At 61.1% G+C, this 17,331-nt stretch carries 14 protein-coding genes; 5 read left to right on the forward strand and 9 right to left on the reverse strand.

All coding sequences use genetic code 11. The annotated features are described in order from the left end of the window. Positions 1 to 81 precede the first annotated feature (81 nt). Together CXQ93_RS00560 and CXQ93_RS00565 are read right to left on the reverse strand one after the other, a co-directional pair. Positions 82 to 936, reverse strand: a complete 855-nt coding sequence (locus CXQ93_RS00560; protein ID WP_258068501.1) for a siderophore-interacting protein — start codon at positions 934 to 936, stop codon at positions 82 to 84. 82 nt (positions 937 to 1,018) lie between these two features. Beyond that, a complete protein-coding gene (locus tag CXQ93_RS00565; protein ID WP_104108559.1) occupies positions 1,019 to 1,774 on the reverse strand; it encodes a uracil-DNA glycosylase in 756 nt (251 codons plus the stop codon). A 211-nt stretch (positions 1,775 to 1,985) separates the two neighbouring features. On the opposite strand from CXQ93_RS00565, the gene CXQ93_RS00570 reads away from it, so the two are divergent. From CXQ93_RS00570 to CXQ93_RS00585, 4 genes are all read left to right on the forward strand, one after another. Then, positions 1,986 to 2,270 (forward strand): DUF3263 domain-containing protein, encoded by a 285-nt coding sequence (locus CXQ93_RS00570; protein ID WP_258068568.1) that lies wholly within the window; start codon positions 1,986 to 1,988, stop codon positions 2,268 to 2,270. A gap of 43 nt (positions 2,271 to 2,313) precedes the next feature. Further along, entirely contained in the window at positions 2,314 to 2,919 is a 606-nt protein-coding gene (locus CXQ93_RS00575; RefSeq protein WP_104108561.1) for a LytR C-terminal domain-containing protein, read from the forward strand. Between the two features lie 384 nt (positions 2,920 to 3,303). Then, complete coding sequence (gene groL, locus CXQ93_RS00580) at positions 3,304 to 4,932, forward strand: chaperonin GroEL (protein WP_104108562.1); 1,629 nt, start codon at positions 3,304 to 3,306, stop codon at positions 4,930 to 4,932. 237 nt (positions 4,933 to 5,169) lie between these two features. After that, complete coding sequence (locus CXQ93_RS00585) at positions 5,170 to 6,219, forward strand: RNase H family protein (protein ID WP_104108563.1); 1,050 nt, start codon at positions 5,170 to 5,172, stop codon at positions 6,217 to 6,219. A gap of 144 nt (positions 6,220 to 6,363) precedes the next feature. Here the strand turns inward: CXQ93_RS00585 and CXQ93_RS00590 are convergent, their stop codons facing one another. The 4 genes from CXQ93_RS00590 to CXQ93_RS00605 form a co-directional block, all read right to left on the reverse strand. Further along, positions 6,364 to 7,662, reverse strand: a complete 1,299-nt coding sequence (locus tag CXQ93_RS00590; RefSeq protein ID WP_181035996.1) for an HNH endonuclease signature motif containing protein — start codon at positions 7,660 to 7,662, stop codon at positions 6,364 to 6,366. 853 nt (positions 7,663 to 8,515) lie between these two features. After that, entirely contained in the window at positions 8,516 to 8,809 is a 294-nt protein-coding gene (locus tag CXQ93_RS00595) for a WXG100 family type VII secretion target (protein ID WP_062292032.1), read from the reverse strand. A 120-nt stretch (positions 8,810 to 8,929) separates the two neighbouring features. Beyond that, positions 8,930 to 10,420 (reverse strand): cell wall metabolism sensor histidine kinase WalK, encoded by a 1,491-nt coding sequence (locus CXQ93_RS00600; RefSeq protein ID WP_104108565.1) that lies wholly within the window; start codon positions 10,418 to 10,420, stop codon positions 8,930 to 8,932. Between the two features lie 15 nt (positions 10,421 to 10,435). Beyond that, positions 10,436 to 11,146 (reverse strand): response regulator transcription factor, encoded by a 711-nt coding sequence (locus CXQ93_RS00605; RefSeq protein WP_038470827.1) that lies wholly within the window; start codon positions 11,144 to 11,146, stop codon positions 10,436 to 10,438. Between the two features lie 318 nt (positions 11,147 to 11,464). Between CXQ93_RS00605 and CXQ93_RS00610 the strand changes: the two genes are divergently transcribed. Beyond that, positions 11,465 to 12,520, forward strand: coding sequence for a sugar phosphate isomerase/epimerase (locus CXQ93_RS00610; protein WP_104108566.1), 1,056 nt, complete (start codon positions 11,465 to 11,467; stop codon positions 12,518 to 12,520). Between the two features lie 127 nt (positions 12,521 to 12,647). Here the strand turns inward: CXQ93_RS00610 and CXQ93_RS00615 are convergent, their stop codons facing one another. The 3 genes from CXQ93_RS00615 to CXQ93_RS00625 all read right to left on the reverse strand — a co-directional run bounded on the left by CXQ93_RS00615 (position 12,648) and on the right by CXQ93_RS00625 (position 17,331). Further along, a complete protein-coding gene (locus tag CXQ93_RS00615; protein ID WP_104108567.1) occupies positions 12,648 to 13,439 on the reverse strand; it encodes a class I SAM-dependent methyltransferase in 792 nt (263 codons plus the stop codon). Positions 13,440 to 13,615: 176 nt separating this feature from the next. Further along, the gene (locus CXQ93_RS00620) at positions 13,616 to 15,343 is read right to left on the reverse strand and encodes a DNA repair helicase XPB (protein ID WP_104108568.1); all 1,728 of its coding nucleotides are present in this window, start codon (positions 15,341 to 15,343) and stop codon (positions 13,616 to 13,618) included. Then, positions 15,340 to 17,331, reverse strand: coding sequence for a helicase-associated domain-containing protein (locus tag CXQ93_RS00625; RefSeq protein ID WP_104108569.1), 1,992 nt, complete (start codon positions 17,329 to 17,331; stop codon positions 15,340 to 15,342). Before CXQ93_RS00625 ends, CXQ93_RS00620 begins: the two co-directional genes overlap by 4 nt.

Consider the following 17,331-nt stretch of genomic DNA (forward strand, 5'->3'; position numbering starts at 1 on the left):
GCTCGCGAGGTACGAGCGGGAAAATCTTACTGCTCGCGAGGGATGCCCGCCTATGCCGCCGAGCCCAGCTGGTATTGCCAGTTAGAGAATCTGGCCGATCGGCTCGCGCTTTTCGGCTTGGAAGTTGTCTTCGGTTCGGCCGTAGGCCCAGTATCCCGAGAGGGAGACTTGTGAGCGTTCCAGACCGCGCTGCTTGAAGAGGAGATCGCGCAATGCCTTCATGTATTCACGTTCTCCATGAACAAAAGCGTCAACAGTGCCTTCGGGCCACGGGCCGTTGGCTACCGCGTCCAGCAGGACCGTTGACTCGGCCGGGGTGGCCCCTTCGCGGAACAGCCAGGTGAGTGCAACGCCGTCGGGCTTGTTGACGGGCTGAATGTCAGCGGCCGAATCGACCTCAAGGTAGGCGTGACCGGTGGCTGTGGCGGGCAGCGACTCGATGGCCGCAGCGATGGCCGGCAGCGCGGCTTCGTCGCCGGCAAAAAGGTACCAATCGGCGTCGGGGTTGGGCGTGTAGGCGCCGCCAGGGCCGGTGAAAATAATGCTGTCGCCGGGGATAGCTGCGGCTGCCCACGGACCGGCCAATCCGGAATCGCCGTGCAGGACAAAGTCAATGGCCAATTCCTGCGCGGCCAGGTCCACCCAACGGACGGTGTAGGTGCGTGTCACGGGCCAGTGCTCACGCGGCAGCGTCTCACGCAGCGCGTCCAGGTCCACTGGCTCCGTGTACTCAATGTCGGGATGCAGGAACTGGATTTTCACATACATGTCCGTGGCATCTTTGGGTACAAAATTGGCCAACCCGGGGCCGCCAGCCACGATCCGCACCATGTGGGGGCTGAGAGTTTCCTTGCGCAGTACCTGCAGGGTGTGCTGGACACGGGGTTTGCCGCCCCGTCCAGCAGGGCGGGTGGCAGCGGTATTAGTTGTGGTCACGGTGAGCTCCTAGGTGCCGGGCGCTGGCCCGCGTGGGCGGCGCAATAATTACGCCAAATTAGGTTGTCCTAATGAGTCTAGGTCATTGGGGCAGCGCCCAATCGATCGGGGCGGCTCCTTGCGCTACCAGCTGATCGTTGACGCGGCTGAAGGGCTTGGAGCCAAAGAACCCCCGCGATGCCGATAAGGGGCTGGGGTGCGCCGATTCTATGACATCCGTCCCCTCCAGCAGTGGTGCCAGGTTTTGGGCGTCCTTGCCCCACAACACGCTCACCAGCGGTTTCTTCCGGGTGGCGAGGGTGGAAATGACGGCCTCGGTGACCTCTTCCCACCCACGACGGCGGTGCGATCCGGCCGCCCCTGGCGCCACCGTGAGTACCCGGTTCAGGAGGAGGACGCCCTGCTGGGACCAGGCGCTAAGGTCACCGTGGGCAGAGGCTGGGATGCCGAGATCAGTGGCGAGCTCCTTGAAAATGTTGTTCAGGCTGCGGGGCAGCGGGTAAGCAGATCTGTCCACGGAAAAAGCCAGGCCTACTGAATGTCCGGGGGTGGGGTAGGGGTCTTGGCCAACAATCAGGACCTTGACCTCCGCCAGCGGTGTGCCCAAGGCACGCAGCACTTGGGTGGGGTGGGGCAGGAAGCGAGTTCCGGCGTCGTACTCGTCGTGAAGCATGGCGCCCAGCGCACGCAAGGCAGTTTCCTGCGGGGCCAGAGCCGCGGCCCAATCCGGCGCCATCTGAGAGAGCGGATCGGATGTCAAGGCGGCCAAGGCCTGCAATTGGGTTGCATCCCAGGGAGCTGGGGCCGGCATGTCGAAAAGGCTGGGTTCGCTGTCCATAGTTCCATTGTGGGCCATGGTGGCCGCCGGTTGATTCCTCCACAGCAGGTAGTGATGAGCGTCTTATCCACCGCCTGTTCTTAGAATCCCAAATGACAGGGGTGTGATTCACCCCTTATCATTGACAGTGCGGGCTGGCGATTGCGGCCCGGGTGAGCGAGCGGAACGGAGGGCTATTGTGGCCGAAGCAGTCCAAGCGGAGCACAGCCCTGTGGACCCTGCCGCAGCACCAAAAGACCCGGCAATTCCGGCGGGCCTCAGCACGCGTGAGCAGCAAATGCTGGACCTTGAGCGCCAATGGTGGAAGTACGCCGGCGCCAAGGAGCAGGCCATCCGCGATATGTTTGAGCTCTCAGCGACCCACTATTACCAAGTTCTGAATGCGTTGATCGACTCGGAAGCCGCGCTGGCGTATGACCCCATGTTGGTCAAACGCCTGCGTAGACTACGTACGTCGCGGCAACAGGCCCGGTCCGCACGGCGGCTCGGGAACTAAACGCACGCCTTCGCCACCGAACCCACAAGGATGACACTGCACAATGAGTAATTACCCGCGGGATGAATTCGACGCCATCGAGGAGCACTCGGCGCGTCACGGCGTTCACCGTTCTTCCTTGGATCCCCAGCGGCGCTCATTGATGCCTTTGATGGTTGTTGGCGTCGTGGCACTGTGTGTGGGCCTGCTGGCCTTCTTCATCATGCCGAAGTTTTTCACCACCACCACCACTCCTCCCGTTGCCGAGGTGACCCAGAGTTCCACGGCTGCACCGAGTACGACGGCGGCCCCGGCCACTCCCAGCGCTGCGCCCACAACGGCTCCGGTGGAAACTCCGACTCCGACGCCAACCCCGGAGCCGACGCCCACCGCCGTAGTGGACAAGACCGTTCCAGTTGCCATCTACAATGCCGCAGGAGTCTCGGGCCTGGCCGCAACGTACGCAGGGCGGGTTCAGGCTGATGGTTGGATGGTTTCGCAGTCCGCGAACTGGGCCGGACAGCCCCAAGCCACCTCTGTAATTTTCTACAGTGACGTGGAGCAGAAGGGTAACGCCGAGGCGCTTAGTGCCTTGTTGGGTATCCCGACCTTGCTGGAGACGCCCGAGTTGGGCGTGCCCCTGGCCGTTGTGTTGGGTCCAGGCGCTTAATTTCCTGCTGGTTTTCTTCGGAATCTCTTAGTTGCTGCGCCACGGGGTTTCCTGCTGGTCAGCCACGGGAAAGCTAGGATTCTCGCGGGGGACATGGCGCTGCCGGTCCCTGACAGCGCTAAGCGCTCCCGCGTTCGCCGCAAGCTCATAGTGACGCCTGCGCTTGCACTCTGTGGTGTCGAGTGCTAATTATTGAGTTAGCACTCTAATGTGGCGACTGCTAATTATTAGCCGGTTTTGCCGCCAGAGTATTGAACTTTCCTCACTTGGCGAGGGTTCGCCGCTGGTGTAACTAGATCAGCAGCGGCTAATCCGTCCGTCGCGGGCGCCAGTTGAGGATATAGAAATCGTATAAATGACTGTCCCGAAAGGACTGAAGCCTCCATGGCCAAGCTCATTGCATTTGATGAAGAGGCACGCCGCGGCCTTGAGCGTGGGTTGAACATCCTCGCCGACGCCGTCAAGGTTACCTTGGGCCCGCGCGGTCGCAACGTAGTTCTCGAAAAGAAGTGGGGCGCCCCCACGATCACCAACGATGGTGTATCCATCGCCAAGGAAATTGAACTTGACGATCCTTACGAGAAGATCGGCGCCGAGCTGGTCAAGGAAGTCGCCAAGAAGACTGACGACATCGCCGGTGACGGTACCACCACGGCAACCGTGTTGGCTCAGGCTCTGGTCAAGGAAGGCCTGCGCAACGTAGCTGCCGGAGCTGACCCGCTGTCCCTCAAGCGAGGCATCGAGAAGGCTGTTGCAGCCGTCATCGAGGCGCTGCTTGCTTCCGCCAAGGAAATCGAGACGAAGGAAGAGATCGCCGCTACTGCGTCCATCTCCGCCGGCGACACCGAAATCGGTGCACTCATTGCTGAAGCCCTGGACAAGGTTGGCAAGGAAGGTGTTATCACCGTCGAGGAGTCCAACACCTTCGGCCTGGAGCTCGAACTCACCGAAGGCATGCGCTTCGATAAGGGTTACATCTCCGCTTACTTCGTGACCGACACCGAGCGTCAGGAAACGGTCCTCGAGGACCCGTACATCCTGATCGTGAACTCCAAGATCTCCAGCGTCAAGGACCTTGTTGCAGTTCTGGAAAAGGTCATGGCTTCAAACAAGCCGCTGCTGATCATCGCCGAAGACATTGAAGGCGAAGCACTGGCAACACTGATCGTGAACAAGATCCGTGGCCTGTTCAAGTCCGTCGCCGTCAAGGCTCCGGGCTTCGGTGACCGCCGCAAGGCTCAGCTCGCCGACATCGCCATCCTCACCGGTGGCCAGGTCATCGCTGAAGAAGTAGGCCTCAAGCTGGAAAACACCACGCTTGATCTGCTGGGTAAGGCTCGCAAGGTTGTTGTGACCAAGGACGAGACCACCATTGTTGATGGAGCCGGCGACGCCGAAGCCATCGCAGGTCGTGTTGCTCAGATCCGTGCCGAAATCGAAAACTCCGATTCCGACTACGACCGTGAGAAGCTGCAGGAACGTCTGGCCAAGCTGGCCGGCGGCGTTGCAGTCATCAAGGCCGGTGCCGCAACCGAAGTCGAGCTCAAGGAACGCAAGCACCGCATCGAAGATGCAGTGCGTAACGCCAAGGCTGCTGTCGAAGAAGGCATCGTCCCCGGCGGTGGCGTTGCCCTGATCCAGGCTGGCGTGACTGCATTCGATTCCCTGAACTTGACCGGCGACGAAGCAACAGGCGCCAACATCGTGCGTGTTGCCATTGACGCTCCGTTGAAGCAGATTGCCATCAATGCAGGCCTCGAGCCCGGCGTTGTTGTGGACAAGGTCCGCTCACTGCCCACCGGTCACGGCTTGAACGCTGCAACCGGCGAGTACGAAGACCTGCTGGCAGCCGGCGTCAACGACCCGGTAAAGGTGACCCGCTCTGCACTGCAGAACGCGGCCTCCATTGCTGCACTGTTCCTCACCACCGAAGCCGTTATTGCCGACAAGCCTGAGAAGGCTGCTCCGGCTGGCGGCGGCGGAGATGACATGGGCGGCATGGGCGGTTTCTAACCCCCACGCCCTAGTCTTCAAGCAAAAGGCGCCATTGCCCCGCGGGCAGTAAGATTTCGCAAAACCCTCGCGTCCTAAATAAGGACGCGAGGGGCCCAACACGAGCTTGCGAGTGTTGGGAGCGGACTTACGCCATCCCCGCTACGGGCAATGGCGCCTTTTGCTTGCCCTTGGTGGGGTCAGAGATGGTACCCACTTGGCATTTAGATGTCAGTGGAGTCTGAAAGTATGTAACCTATGACAATTATTGCTGCCGCCGATGGTTCGGCTCTTGGAAACCCTGGTCCTGCCGGCTGGGCTTGGTATGTGGATGACAACTGCTGGCGTGCCGGAGGCTGGCCACACGGCACCAACAATATGGGCGAGCTCATGGCCGTCTTGGATCTCTTCAAGTCCACGGCACACGTGCCGGAAGAACCCCTGCACATCTTGTGCGACAGCCAGTACGTCATCAACAGCGTCACCAAGTGGATGCCGGGCTGGAAGCGCAAGGGCTGGCGCAAGTCAGACGGCAAGCCCGTCCTGAACCTTGAACTACTCAAGGAGATTGACGCGGCGCTCGTTGGCCGCAAGTACACCTTTGAATGGGTCAAGGGCCACGCTGGTCACGATCTCAATGAAGCCGCTGACGACCGTGCTCGCGACGCCGCCACCGCCTACCAAGCCAAGCGCACGCCGAAATCGGGTCCCGGATTCCCCGGTGCTCAGTCCTCAGAAGCTGCCCAGACTGCCAGCGGCTCGCAGACCGCCAGTGTCACCCTGTCCTCTGCCGCTTCTCAGAAGGACGACGCCGGCACCTCCGGTTCGCTCCAGAGCGCACCTGCCCCGGTGCGTGACTTAGTGCCCGCAGCATTTGGGGAATCAGCACTCTTTGGCGATCAAGACCAGCCTGATCTGTTCTCCGTTCTGGATGATGAGCCGGATCCTTCTTTTGCCCCAGGCCCAGCAACGGGCATTGATGCTGTCATCGAACAGGAGCGGGAACTCTTGGATCCGCAGGTCCGCTCCGATCCGTTCCGGGTCGCAGAATTACTGCATCCCGATTTCGAAGAGATTGGGAGCAGCGGCAGAGTATGGACCAGAGCCGAAACCATACAGATGCTGAGCGAGGCACAGTCCGCCGCCATTGACATGGAGGTCATGGCGCTCACTCAGCTCGATACCTCAACCGCCTTGCTGCGCTACCGGAGCAGTTCGCAGGGGCGTTCCGTTTTGCGGAGCTCCTTGTGGAGTCTCGATGGCAAGGCGTGGCGCTTGCGCTTTCACCAGGGAACTCTCGAAGCTTAGAACGAAAGGGATCAGAATGATCGCATTCTGATCCCCTTTATTTTGCTCTCTTGCGTTCAGTTCCCTTTCGTTCCCAACGGTGGCACTCAGACCCTTGCCTTCAGAGGGGTGGTGCTCCGGGCGACGGCACTCAGGCCCTTGGATTCAGAACGGTGCCGCCATATGGCCTTGTGTCTGAAGATAAACGCGGCCGGTGGGTGTCACGGTCCTGGTGACACCGGGGCCGACATTTTCCACTGTCCACCCTGTGTGGGGATCGTCCTTGACGTGATGGCAGTACGGGCATCGGGGACGTAAGTTCTCGAGGCTGGTCTCGCCTAGTGGCCGCACTACTCCGTCGCTAGAGTAAACAAATCTGCTGTATGGAGCAGTGTGGTCTAGTTCGCAAGATCTGGCAGGGCGGTCACAGCCGATTCCGGTGCAAACCGGGTCCCGGAGGCGCACTTCCCGAGCCATGGCCCTTGGAGGTTTTCGGGTTTTTCTGCCAACGCTCACAATGCGTCCCGAATCCGGGTCGGTGAGGAATCTTCGCCAGAATTTTGCTGTGGCAGCCAATTCCTTGGCGTCGTCGAGGGGAATGAGCCCGTAACCGTCCAGTGTGGCTGGATCGTTCGATGCTCCCAAGAGCCTGTCGGCAGAAACCGTGATGTTCAGAACCGCTGGGATGCGTTTCTTGAAATATGGCCCGCATGGCTGCCCGGGAAGAGGGGGCGCTGCAGCTGATTCGTTCGCCTCGGAACCCGAAGAAGAGTGCAGTAGCACCTGGTGGAGCAAATCCATCAGGACATCTGCGCGGTACTCTGCAAGCGAGCGTGACGGCCGCCCCGTAGGCGTGGTCCCGTGGCTGTCTTCTCCATTGGTCTTGGCTGCCTTGGCCCAGTCCTCCAGTGAATTGAAAAGCAGGGTGGCTTCCGTGGCTGGAAGGCGGGCTCCCAAACACGCCATGCCATCTGGCAGGGGAGTGATCCAGACGTCTCGGTTGGTCCGGGCCCTCTGGTGCCGTTGCTCAATGGGTTCGGGATTGTGCCGTTCTGCAATGCCACGAACTTTCCTGGTGAGCGCATTCGGATTGCAACTCATGGCGGAATTGAGGAACTTGTTTTCGATTTCGTGCAGGATTTGCGGCGGCGTGTTCTCGCATCCACGAATTACCGCCCGGACTCGGCGCTGGTCCAAGGAACCATCACTGAACTGGGCAAAGGTGTCAGGTAAATGTTGGACCAGGAGCTCGGCGTCGGTGATCAGATGTTCTGCTGCCCCAGTGCCAATGCCAAACATGGCCATGATCTCAGCCGTGGCATAGCGCGACCGGTCCGGGTGCTTCACTGGCGGATCCTCGCCGAGTACCGGCGGGCGTCGTGTGGCGAATACGTTGATAGCTTTCGCCTGCCGGGCCATGGCCCAGGACGCCTGACGTTCCGAGGCCTGAATATAATTGAGCACGTCTTCATCATTGAGATCTTCAGGGTCCAATTCAGCCAAGGCTGCTGCGCCAAGCTGCGGCGTCCACGCTACGTAATTTTCTTGTTCCTCAGCCGTGAGGGTTGGCAGAAGCCGCTGAACACGCTTGGTCCCACCGTAAACGGGGACCGTGATTGGCCGTGGCAGGATTAGCGGTTCGGCAGATCGCAAGACATTTCGGAGAACCCACTCCGAACCTGCGCCTAGCCTGCTGGCCTTAAGGTTGGCCCAGCACTCTTCCAGAGGTGAGGCGGCTGCGTCTTGGCCACTGAAGGGTTCAGTGCCGCTGAATGGTTCAGAGCATCTTGCGGGTTGAGTACCGTTGGGCTGTGGGTGAAGGGCGGCTGTTGGGGATTCCTTTGCTGCTTCGAAGCTCGCAGCCGAGTTGCTCTCGATTGGTTCCTCGAGATTGAATCCTGAGTCTGACGGTCCGGAAAGGTTGGAATCCTCTGAAGATTCGGACCAGTTTGCCATGTCCATACTTCATTTTATACTAGTAAACTTAGAATGCACATAGTTTTCTGTTATATATATTCTAATTATTTAGGACCGAACACCCAGGAAGCCGGTCTCCGTGTACCTGTCGGTGCGCACCGCTGGCGGCCCACACTGACCTGAAATTTGGCTGCGGCCTCACTTGGATAGCGCACTGCTGGCGGCCCACACTGACCTGAAATTTGGCTGCGGCCTCACTTGGATAGCGCACCGCTGGCGGCAAACGCTGACCGGAAATTTCGCGGAGCCTCACTAGGACAGCGCCCCGCTCGAAGGGAAGAGTTTGCCAAACACATTCCCGGACCGTTCGCATATGGCCGCTAGTCGGAACGAACCTTGCTCAGCGAACTGTGAACATGCGTGTATTGGCGGCCTCTGCCTGGGCGTACTGTGTTGCAGCCATGGACAGGGCGGAGTTAATACTCTCCAATGACGCCTCCACCTTGAGCTCTGTGGCGTGCCACTCCACCATGAGTGTCTGGAAGTTGGTGGCGGCCGTCCCGGTCCACGACGACTGGAGATCCAGGAGATTGCGCTTCATGGCGTCCACCTCGGTGCGGATCCTGTCAATGGACCCCTTGACCGCTGTGCTTTTTAGTGCGAGATCGTCACTGTTGACGTTGAACTGTGCCATGGGAATTACCTTGCCTTTGTTCCTGTTTGCCGTGACTATCACTGGCACGCCCAGCCTAGGAGCTGACTTGGAGGTCGCGAAACCCCCAAAGTGGCATCCGTGGGAAGCGCGAGCTCCGGCCTAGTCTGTGGAGGAATCAACGCCGGAAACGTCGGCGTGATGAGGCAGCTCAATGGACAGCGTGGCTCCGCCACCAGGCGTCTCTTCAACCCTGACAGTGCCTTCGTGGGAGGCCACAATGGCCGAGACAATAGCCAAGCCGAGCCCGCTGCCGCCGGTGTTCCTGTCGCGGGAGGAGTCTGCCCTGTAGAACCGTTCGAAAACACGCGGCGCTTCCTCAGGGGAGATGCCAGGGCCATGATCGCGAATCTTGATGACAGAGTACTGTGTGGCACCCTCCATTCGGGTCCCAACTAGGACCTCAATGGGGGATCCTTCGGGGGTATACCGCAGGGCGTTGCCCATCAAATTCGTGACGACCTGACGTAGTTTCGCCTCGTCGCCTACGGTCGGCGCAGAGGTGCCAGATCCGCCGTCGAGCCCCAAGACTTTAAAGGTGCGCTCACGATCGGAAGCCCTGGCATCCAAGATGGCGTCGTGGCCAATGATGAGCAGGTCAACGGGCTTGAGTTGCAGGGGGCGCTGCTCATCGATGCGAGCCAGCATCAGCAGGTCCTCGACAAGCTCGCCCATGCGCTTCGCTTCACTTTCGATCCGGCCCATGGCCGTGCCCACGTCCTCCGGAGTCTGCAGGGCCCCGTGGCGGTACAACTCGGAGAAGCCACGAATGGTCACTAGCGGAGTGCGAAGTTCATGAGAAGCATCGGCCACAAAGCGGCGCATCTTCTTCTCGGAGGCAGTCCGGGCGGCGAAGGCATGCTCAATGTGGGCCAGCATGGCGTTGAGGGAGCCGGACAATCGGCCCACTTCCGTGGCAGGATTCTCAATATCCACGCGTCGTGACAGGTCTCCTGCGGCAATTGCTGCGGCGGTTTTCTCCACGCGACCAAGCGGCCTGAAGGAACGGGTGACTGTCCAGTACGCGATCATGGTGCCGAGCGTGACCGCGAGAATGGCGACCCCGGCAATGACCACGGCCAGGCGCTCCATGGTCATGTTGAGGGTTTCGTAGGGGAGACCCACCACCACATAGCCCACATATGGGGTGGCGCTCGGGCTCGTCTCCGCGGTGCTGAAACTGAACTTCTGTGGGGCGATCACTGTCACCCGCCAAGCGGCACCGCCGTCGGTGCTGGCCACAGTGAACTTCTTGCCGTTGAGCGACTGTGCCTGGTCCATGGAGTAGTTGGGGAAGACCGGCTTGTCCTGACCAGAGCGGTTTTGATCCGCCAGTGAACCATCCGAAAAATGGAACCCCACGTAGTAGTCAAAAGCAAAGGGTGTCTGGCCCGTGTTCTGCGAGTCCACCGTCCCGTACCCCACAATGGAGCGTTGGAAGGTGGTCAGTTGCGTATCCATCTGGTCTTCCAGAAAGGAATGCAGTAAAAGAAACGTTGTGGCACCCAGCGCCAGCAGTGACACACTGAGCAGGGCACTGATGATGGCCACCAGCTGTGAGCGCAGGGAGGCGTTCTTCCACAACGTAATCAATGTATTAGTGGGCGGCTAGCGCTTGTCGGCCGTCCGCAGCACATAACCGACGCCGCGCTTGGTCTGAATGAGGGCAGGCAGGGAAGCGTCAATGTCCACCTTGCGGCGCAAGTAGGAGATGTAGGATTCCACGATGGAGGCGTCACCGTTGAAATCGTACTCCCACACGTGGTCAAGGATTTGGGCCTTGGACAGCACACGGTTCGGATTGAGCATCAAGTAGCGCAGCAACTTGAACTCGGTGGGGGACAGTTCCACTGTTTTGCCGGCGCGGCGCACCTCGTGGGCATCGTCGTCGAGCTCTAGATCGGCAACGCGCAGTACGGCGTCATCATCTTCCATGGGCTGAGTGCGGCGTAGTACGGCGCGGATGCGGGCTACCACTTCATCCAGGCTGAAGGGCTTGGTGACGTAATCGTCGCCGCCCACTGTCAGTCCGGTGACTTTGTCCTCGGTATCGTCGCGCGCCGTCAGGAATAGGACGGGGAAGTGCCGGCCGGCCGCGCGCAGGCGGCGGGTCACGGTGAATCCGTCCATGTCCGGGAGCATGACGTCCAAGACGGCAAGATCGGGATTGTGTTCCTCCGCAGCGGCCAACGCGTCGCGGCCATTGGCGGCGGCGATGACCTCAAACCCGGCGAAACGCAGGGAGGTTGAGAGGAGCTCACGAATATTGGGCTCGTCGTCTACAACAAGCAGCTTGGCTTCAGGTCCAGTCTTTTTCACCATTTCAGTCTCCGACCATTGGCTGGGAATACGCTGGATATTCCTTGGGTATGTCCTGTCAGCTTACGCCCAGAGAGTTCCCAGCTGCTAGTAGGAAGCCTGAAAAATTTCCCGACGCGGCGAGGGTGTGCACCTGGGCGGTCATTCGGCTGGCGCGGGCCGCTCCGGATCAGGCGCTCCGGACCGCTTGCTCCGGAGCCGTCCGTTCACGGCATTAGTCCTACCAAGGCCGGGCCGCTTTGCCAGCTCCGGCCATTGCTGGAAAGCGGTTACCGCACTAGTCTGGGAACACCGACCACGCTTCCTGAAAGGTTCACCATGCCCTTGGCGTTTTCCACGTTGGGCTGTCCCGGCGATTCCCTTGCCCAGGTCATCGCCACTGCCCATGCTGCAGGTGCCACCGGCCTTGAGATCCGAGTGGCTGACGGCGAGTTCGCCTACCCATGCATGGACGTTGCCGCGCGGACGGCAGTGGCCCGTCAGTTGAGCGTTGCGGGAATCACGGTGCTCTCTGTGGCAAGTTATGTCAAGATTTGTGCGCCCTTTGATGTCACGGCACAGGGCTTAGTGAAGTACGACGGCGAGGCCCTCACCTCGAGTGCCTCCGCAGCCGGTGCTGACGGCCCCAACGGAGCCGCAGCCGACGGCGCCCCCAACGGAGCCCGTGCCCATGACGCAGCCGCCGCAGCTACGGTCGGGGATGATCACGACGCGCGCGGCGCTTTCGATCCGGTCCTCGCGGACTTGTTGGCCGCCGTCGAGCTTTGCGCAGATTTGTCCGCCGGCAACACCCGTGCCGGTACTTCAGATACCGGTACTTCCCAAACGGGCGCGCAGTTGCGCGTGTTTCCGGGGGCCGCACTGGAGCCGTGCGACGATGGAGCGACGCCGTCGGCGGAGATGGCTGCGGCGGACCGGCTGGGTGCGCAGCGACTCAATTTGGCGGCTCAGCGGGCCCGCGAGCTCGGGGTGACGATCCTGTTGGAGACGCACGATTCGCACCCCCGAGCCTGTGACATTGTGCGTATTTTGGCCCATGTTGATGCTGCTGCGCCGGTTAAGGTGATCTGGGATTTAATGCACCCGTGGCGCTATGACGAGGCCCCGGCCCGTACGGCTGAGCTTCTCGCGGACAGCGTGGCCTATGCCCAATACAAGGATGGCGTGCGGATTCCAGGCACCAACACAGTGACGCTCACGCTGCCGGGCGAAGGTGAGTTGCCGTTGCTGGAAATGCGGGATCTGGTGGCTGAGACGTTAGCGGCTCGAGGCATCAGCGATCCGTGGGTCTCCCTTGAGTGGGAGCTCGCTTGGCACCCGGAATTGCCGCCGGTCTCCGAGGCGCTGGGATCGCTCACAAAGGCTCTGGCTTAACCGCTTCAAGGTGATCTATCTGTGGGACGCAGCCACAGCGTGAGGCGAGGGACCCGCCGTCGAACGTGAACTCACAACGGAAGAACCTAGCTCATGGACGCGCGGTGAGGTGGTGCCAAGAGAGATTTCAGGGGAGGTGAGAGTAAATCTCCACCGGCGCCAGAATCCCAGACGTGAAAGCTGTCAAGAGGTTGGCCATGGCGCCGGCTTCCACTCCAACAGGGCCTCCCGAGGACAGCGCGCGCTCCAAAAATTCAATGCCTTCGGCCAGGGGCTTCGCTTCGTGATCAACGGCAAAACCGGCCTGGGCCAGCGCATCGGTGTACGCCAATGGAGGTTGCACAAAGGAAGTGTCTGGCGTGGCTGCCCACGGCAGGGGATATGGCTCAATGTCACCGCCCAGAAGCATGATGTCGTACACGGCAAAGATGCCGCCGGAGCGAAGGACGCGGGCGGCCTCGGCAAAGACCCTGTCCTTGTCTTGAATGTTCATGCCCACATGGAACATGAGAGCCACATCAAAGCTGTCATCATCGAACGGCAATGCCAGAATGCTGCCTTGGCTGAACGTCACGTAGTCCGAGAGTCCTGTGCATTCGGTAATGGAGCGGGCTGCTTCCACGAATTCCGGTGTCAGGTCTACGCCCTGCACGGTTGCCCGAAAATCGTGGGCCACGTGCCGCGAAACGCCACCCAATCCCGAGCCCAGATCGATCACATGACTGCCCGCATTGATACCTGCGCGGGTAGCAACGCGCGTGGTGGAGGCTGCCCCGCCAATATGCAATTGGTCGGCATTCTGCAAGTCTGCTGGGGCGAAGTGTGCTGGATTTCCGCCGGACTTCTTGACAACGTCCAGCAACCGCTCCAGTATATTGCCGCGGCTGTAATGGGCGGCTACTGCTTCTTCGGTGCTCATGACGCCTCCAAATGGTGCACGCGAACGGCGGAGATTCCCCTAATTTTTGATCCTACTCCTGAGTGGGTGCTGCGGAGCAGGGGCAACGCAGCTTAGTTTGCTGGCAGGGGTTCCGGAGCCCATCGGCGAGCGAGGGGCGAATTGCGCCGTATGTGAGCGAGGGTTTGCCCGCAGGGCTAGGAGAGTTCCTTGGCGTCCATGATCCGATAGGCGTAACCCTGCTCGGCGAGGAAGCGCTGACGTTTGGCGGCAAAGTCGGCATCCACGGTGTCGCGGGCAACAACTGTATAGAAGCGAGCCGTCCGGCCATCGGCTTTGGGGCGCATGAGCCGGCCCAGCCGCTGCGCCTCTTCCTGCCGGGAGCCAAAGGCCCCTGATACCTGAATGGCCACGGAGGCCTCAGGTAAGTCCAGCGAGAAGTTCGCCACCTTGGAGACCACCAGTACTGAAATGCGTCCCTGCCGGAACTCGTCAAAGAGCCTTTGGCGTTCCTTGACACTGGTGCTGCCGGTGATCAACGGAGCCTGCAGTGCCGCAGCCAAGCCCTCCAACTGATCCAGGTATTGGCCAATCACGAGAATCTGCTCATTCGGATGGGACGCCACCAGCGCCTGTGCAACTACGGACTTGGCGGGGGAGGTGGCGCACATTCGGTACCTCCCGCCGTCATCCGCTGTGGCATAGGCAAGCCGCTCGGCACGGCTCAGGTCCACGCGAACCTCAACGCAATCGGCTGGCGCAATGTGGCCTTGAGCCTCAATATCTTTCCAGGGGGCGTCGTACCGTTTGGGGCCGATCAGGGCGAATACCTCGCCTTCGCGGCCATCCTCACGCACTAACGTGGCTGTCAGTCCCAACCGTCGGCGGGCCTGAAGATCCGCTGTCATGCGAAAGATGGGGGCTGGCAGCAGATGCACTTCATCGTAAATGAGCAGTCCCCAATCGTGATCATTGAGCAGATCCAGGTGCGTGAACAGGCCGTTGCGGCGAGTAGTGAGCACCTGATACGTGGCAATCGTGACCGGACGTAGCTCCTTGACGGCACCGGAATACTCGCCGATCTCATGCTCGGTCAGCGTGGTGCGCTTGAGTAGCTCTGCCTTCCACTGGCGGGCGGAAATGGTGTTGGTGACAAGAATCAGGACTGTGGTCCCGGACGCGGCCATGGCGGCAGCCCCCACGATGGTCTTGCCCGCGCCGCACGGGAGCACCACGACCCCCGATCCTCCTGCCCAAAAATTCTCCACAGCCTGACGCTGGTACGGGCGCAACGTCCAAGGAGTGGGGGTATTGGGGGTGCTCTCCTTGGTGGGGGCCGCGCTGTCGCTCGGAGCCGTGTGCTGGAGCGCAGTTTCCGGATCGCTTGGCGCAGTGTCCGTGAGTGCAATGAGGTGCGCCGTTCCGTCGACGTAACCGGCCAGATCCTCCGCGGGCCAGCCTGCCTGCAACAGCAGTGCCTTGAGTTCACCGCGGGCCGAGCCGTGAACCACCACCGTCAGCGGGTCAACCCGGGCGCCGAGCAGTGCTGCAACCTTCTTTCCGTGTGCCACTTCCTTCAGGATTAGCTCGTCGTCGCTGCGCAGAACCAGTCCGTGGGTGGGGTCCTTCTCCAGCCGCAGCCGGCCATAGCGGGCCATGGTTTCGGCTATGTCCAGCAGTAATGGATGGGGCACGGGGTAGCGCGAGTAGCTCAGCAGGGTATCCACCACGTGTTCAGCGTCGTGCCCGGCAGCCCGAGCGTTCCATAGTCCCAAGGGCGTGATTCGGTAGCTGTGCATGTGCTCTGGAGCGCGTTCTAAATCAGCGAACGAGGCAAGGGCGTGGCGAGCATCGTCAGCCTGCGGATGCGCCACTTCCAGAAGGATGGTTTTATCGCTCTGGACGATCAACGGTCCATCAGTCATGACGCTCCTTGGCTGGTAGTAGTGCTGCCGCTGGATGGGCTTGCATGGTCAGCTCCGGTGGGCTGAAGGGCAGGGCTCAGAGTTTCCGGGTCCCGCGGTTTCGCTACGGCGGAGATGATGCGGTGAATACTGAGCCGACGCTCCCGTCCCGTAGTTGCTAGCCTGGCCCGCAACATCCCTGCATCTAGTGACACCGGGAGCAGCAGCAACTCCTCGATCTCGCCGTCCCTGTTCACCGCCCGCACGCTGAGGATCCTGCCGCGCTCCAACGCCTGCCGCAATTGTTCCATGACCAGTGCCGGACCTGATTCGCCCACACCATCATTGGCCCAGACCGGCTGACTCCGCAAGCGTTTGATCTGCGCAAGAGCCTCTGACTCGTCATGGACGATGCCGGTGCCTAGCTCCCATAGTTGCGGCGACCACCCCTGAGCTACTGATGGGGACGGTGCTAGTGCTTTGTCCGGGGAAATGCGCGGCTCGGACTCAGTGGATAAGTCACCGTCCGGACGGTTCCGGAACACCTCGGCAATGAGGAACTCCAAGGATTGTGGCACAGCTGTGCTTGAACTCTCTTGGAGAAAATTGAGCAGGAAGGAACGGCTCATGCCGCCGGAGGCCGCGGCCTCGAGTGAGTGCTGGCTAAACCTGAAGATTCCTGCGGCACCGCGCCCCTCTGAGACGGCCATGAGTTTAAGTGTTGCGGTGATCTCGGTGGCCAGGAAGCCCGGTGCGATCGCCGTTAGGTCTCCCTGCAGTACAAAATTCTCAACGGGTTCGGGCAGCAATGGGCGCAGGGTGGCCGTGGCCTCTGCTGGCCGGTTGTTGACGGCCGCGCGGCCAGGGGCACTGATTGCACCAGCGCCGGTGATGCCCAGCCATTCCATTTCCTGCAGTAGTGCCGGAATTTCGTGGCCCAGGGCGGTAGTCTGCCGCGGATGGCGCCAGCTCGCCGCCTCCAAGAGCGTGCGGATGTCTGGTGCTGCGGCATCGGCCACGTGCGGGCTAATGGCCAGTGCTTTCACGTCAGTGGCCGGAGCTGCCATATTGGCAAGAGTGGAAGCGAGCTGACGGCGCCATTGGCGCGCCTGGCGGGGAGGATCGTAGGGGGCCAGGGGCCTGATCTGTGCGGAGGGTGGCCGGACGTTACCTAGCCACGACTGAACCAGGACAAGCCACTGATCGGCCCGCTCCAAGGCTCTCCAAGACTCGGCAGCCGTGAGGTCGTCATGAGCGCGCTGGTCTTGAGTGTGCCAGCCGCGGTCAGCTTCGTTGAAGGACAGGAGCTGCGCGGCCGCGGCCAGCTCGAGGTAGAAGTGCACCGTTTCTACCCCGATATCCAGGGCCTTGGATAGTTCGCGCACCGGGCGGACACCGATGGCCCCACCTCGCAAGGCATGGATTCCAGCCTCGCCCACCACATCCAAGAGCGCGCCCATGGTGCGCAGCAACGTTTCAACAGCACTTCCCACGGCGTTGTCGCGAAGTGCTGGGGAGACAGAAGTTAGCAGTGGTATCGGTGCGTCTGGGAGATCCACAAAAGCGCTGAGGGGAATTGCGTCCGCGGCAGCTGAACCGTCGCCGGAGCCCACGCCCACCTCCGCACCCACGCCCACCCTCAGCGCACCACCATCACTGCCCAGGGCGAGTCCCACGGCGGAGAGGGGCAGAAAAAGGCGAGTGCCGTCGTCGTACTTCTGTATAGGAAGCGCAAGGGGATCCGCACGGAGGATCAGAGCTAGCTCACGAAGCGATTCCAGCTCGGCAGGATCAGCGCAGTGGGCAAGCCCGGCCAGTGTGTGCAGCTGCGGGAGGCTGAGCTGATCGAGGGCGGCGTCGATGCTGGCGGTGGTGGCGAGGCGGCTGGCGAGGTCGGCGAAGTTGGCCACCGGGGGAGTGATCGCGTCGGGGCGCAGGGCAAAGAGCCGGAGTAACTCATGGTCAGTCCGGCTGGCCAGATCGGCGGCGAAGGCAACCAGTGTGCCCAA

Source organism: Arthrobacter sp. N199823, assembly GCF_002929705.1.
Lineage (GTDB): Bacteria > Actinomycetota > Actinomycetes > Actinomycetales > Micrococcaceae > Specibacter.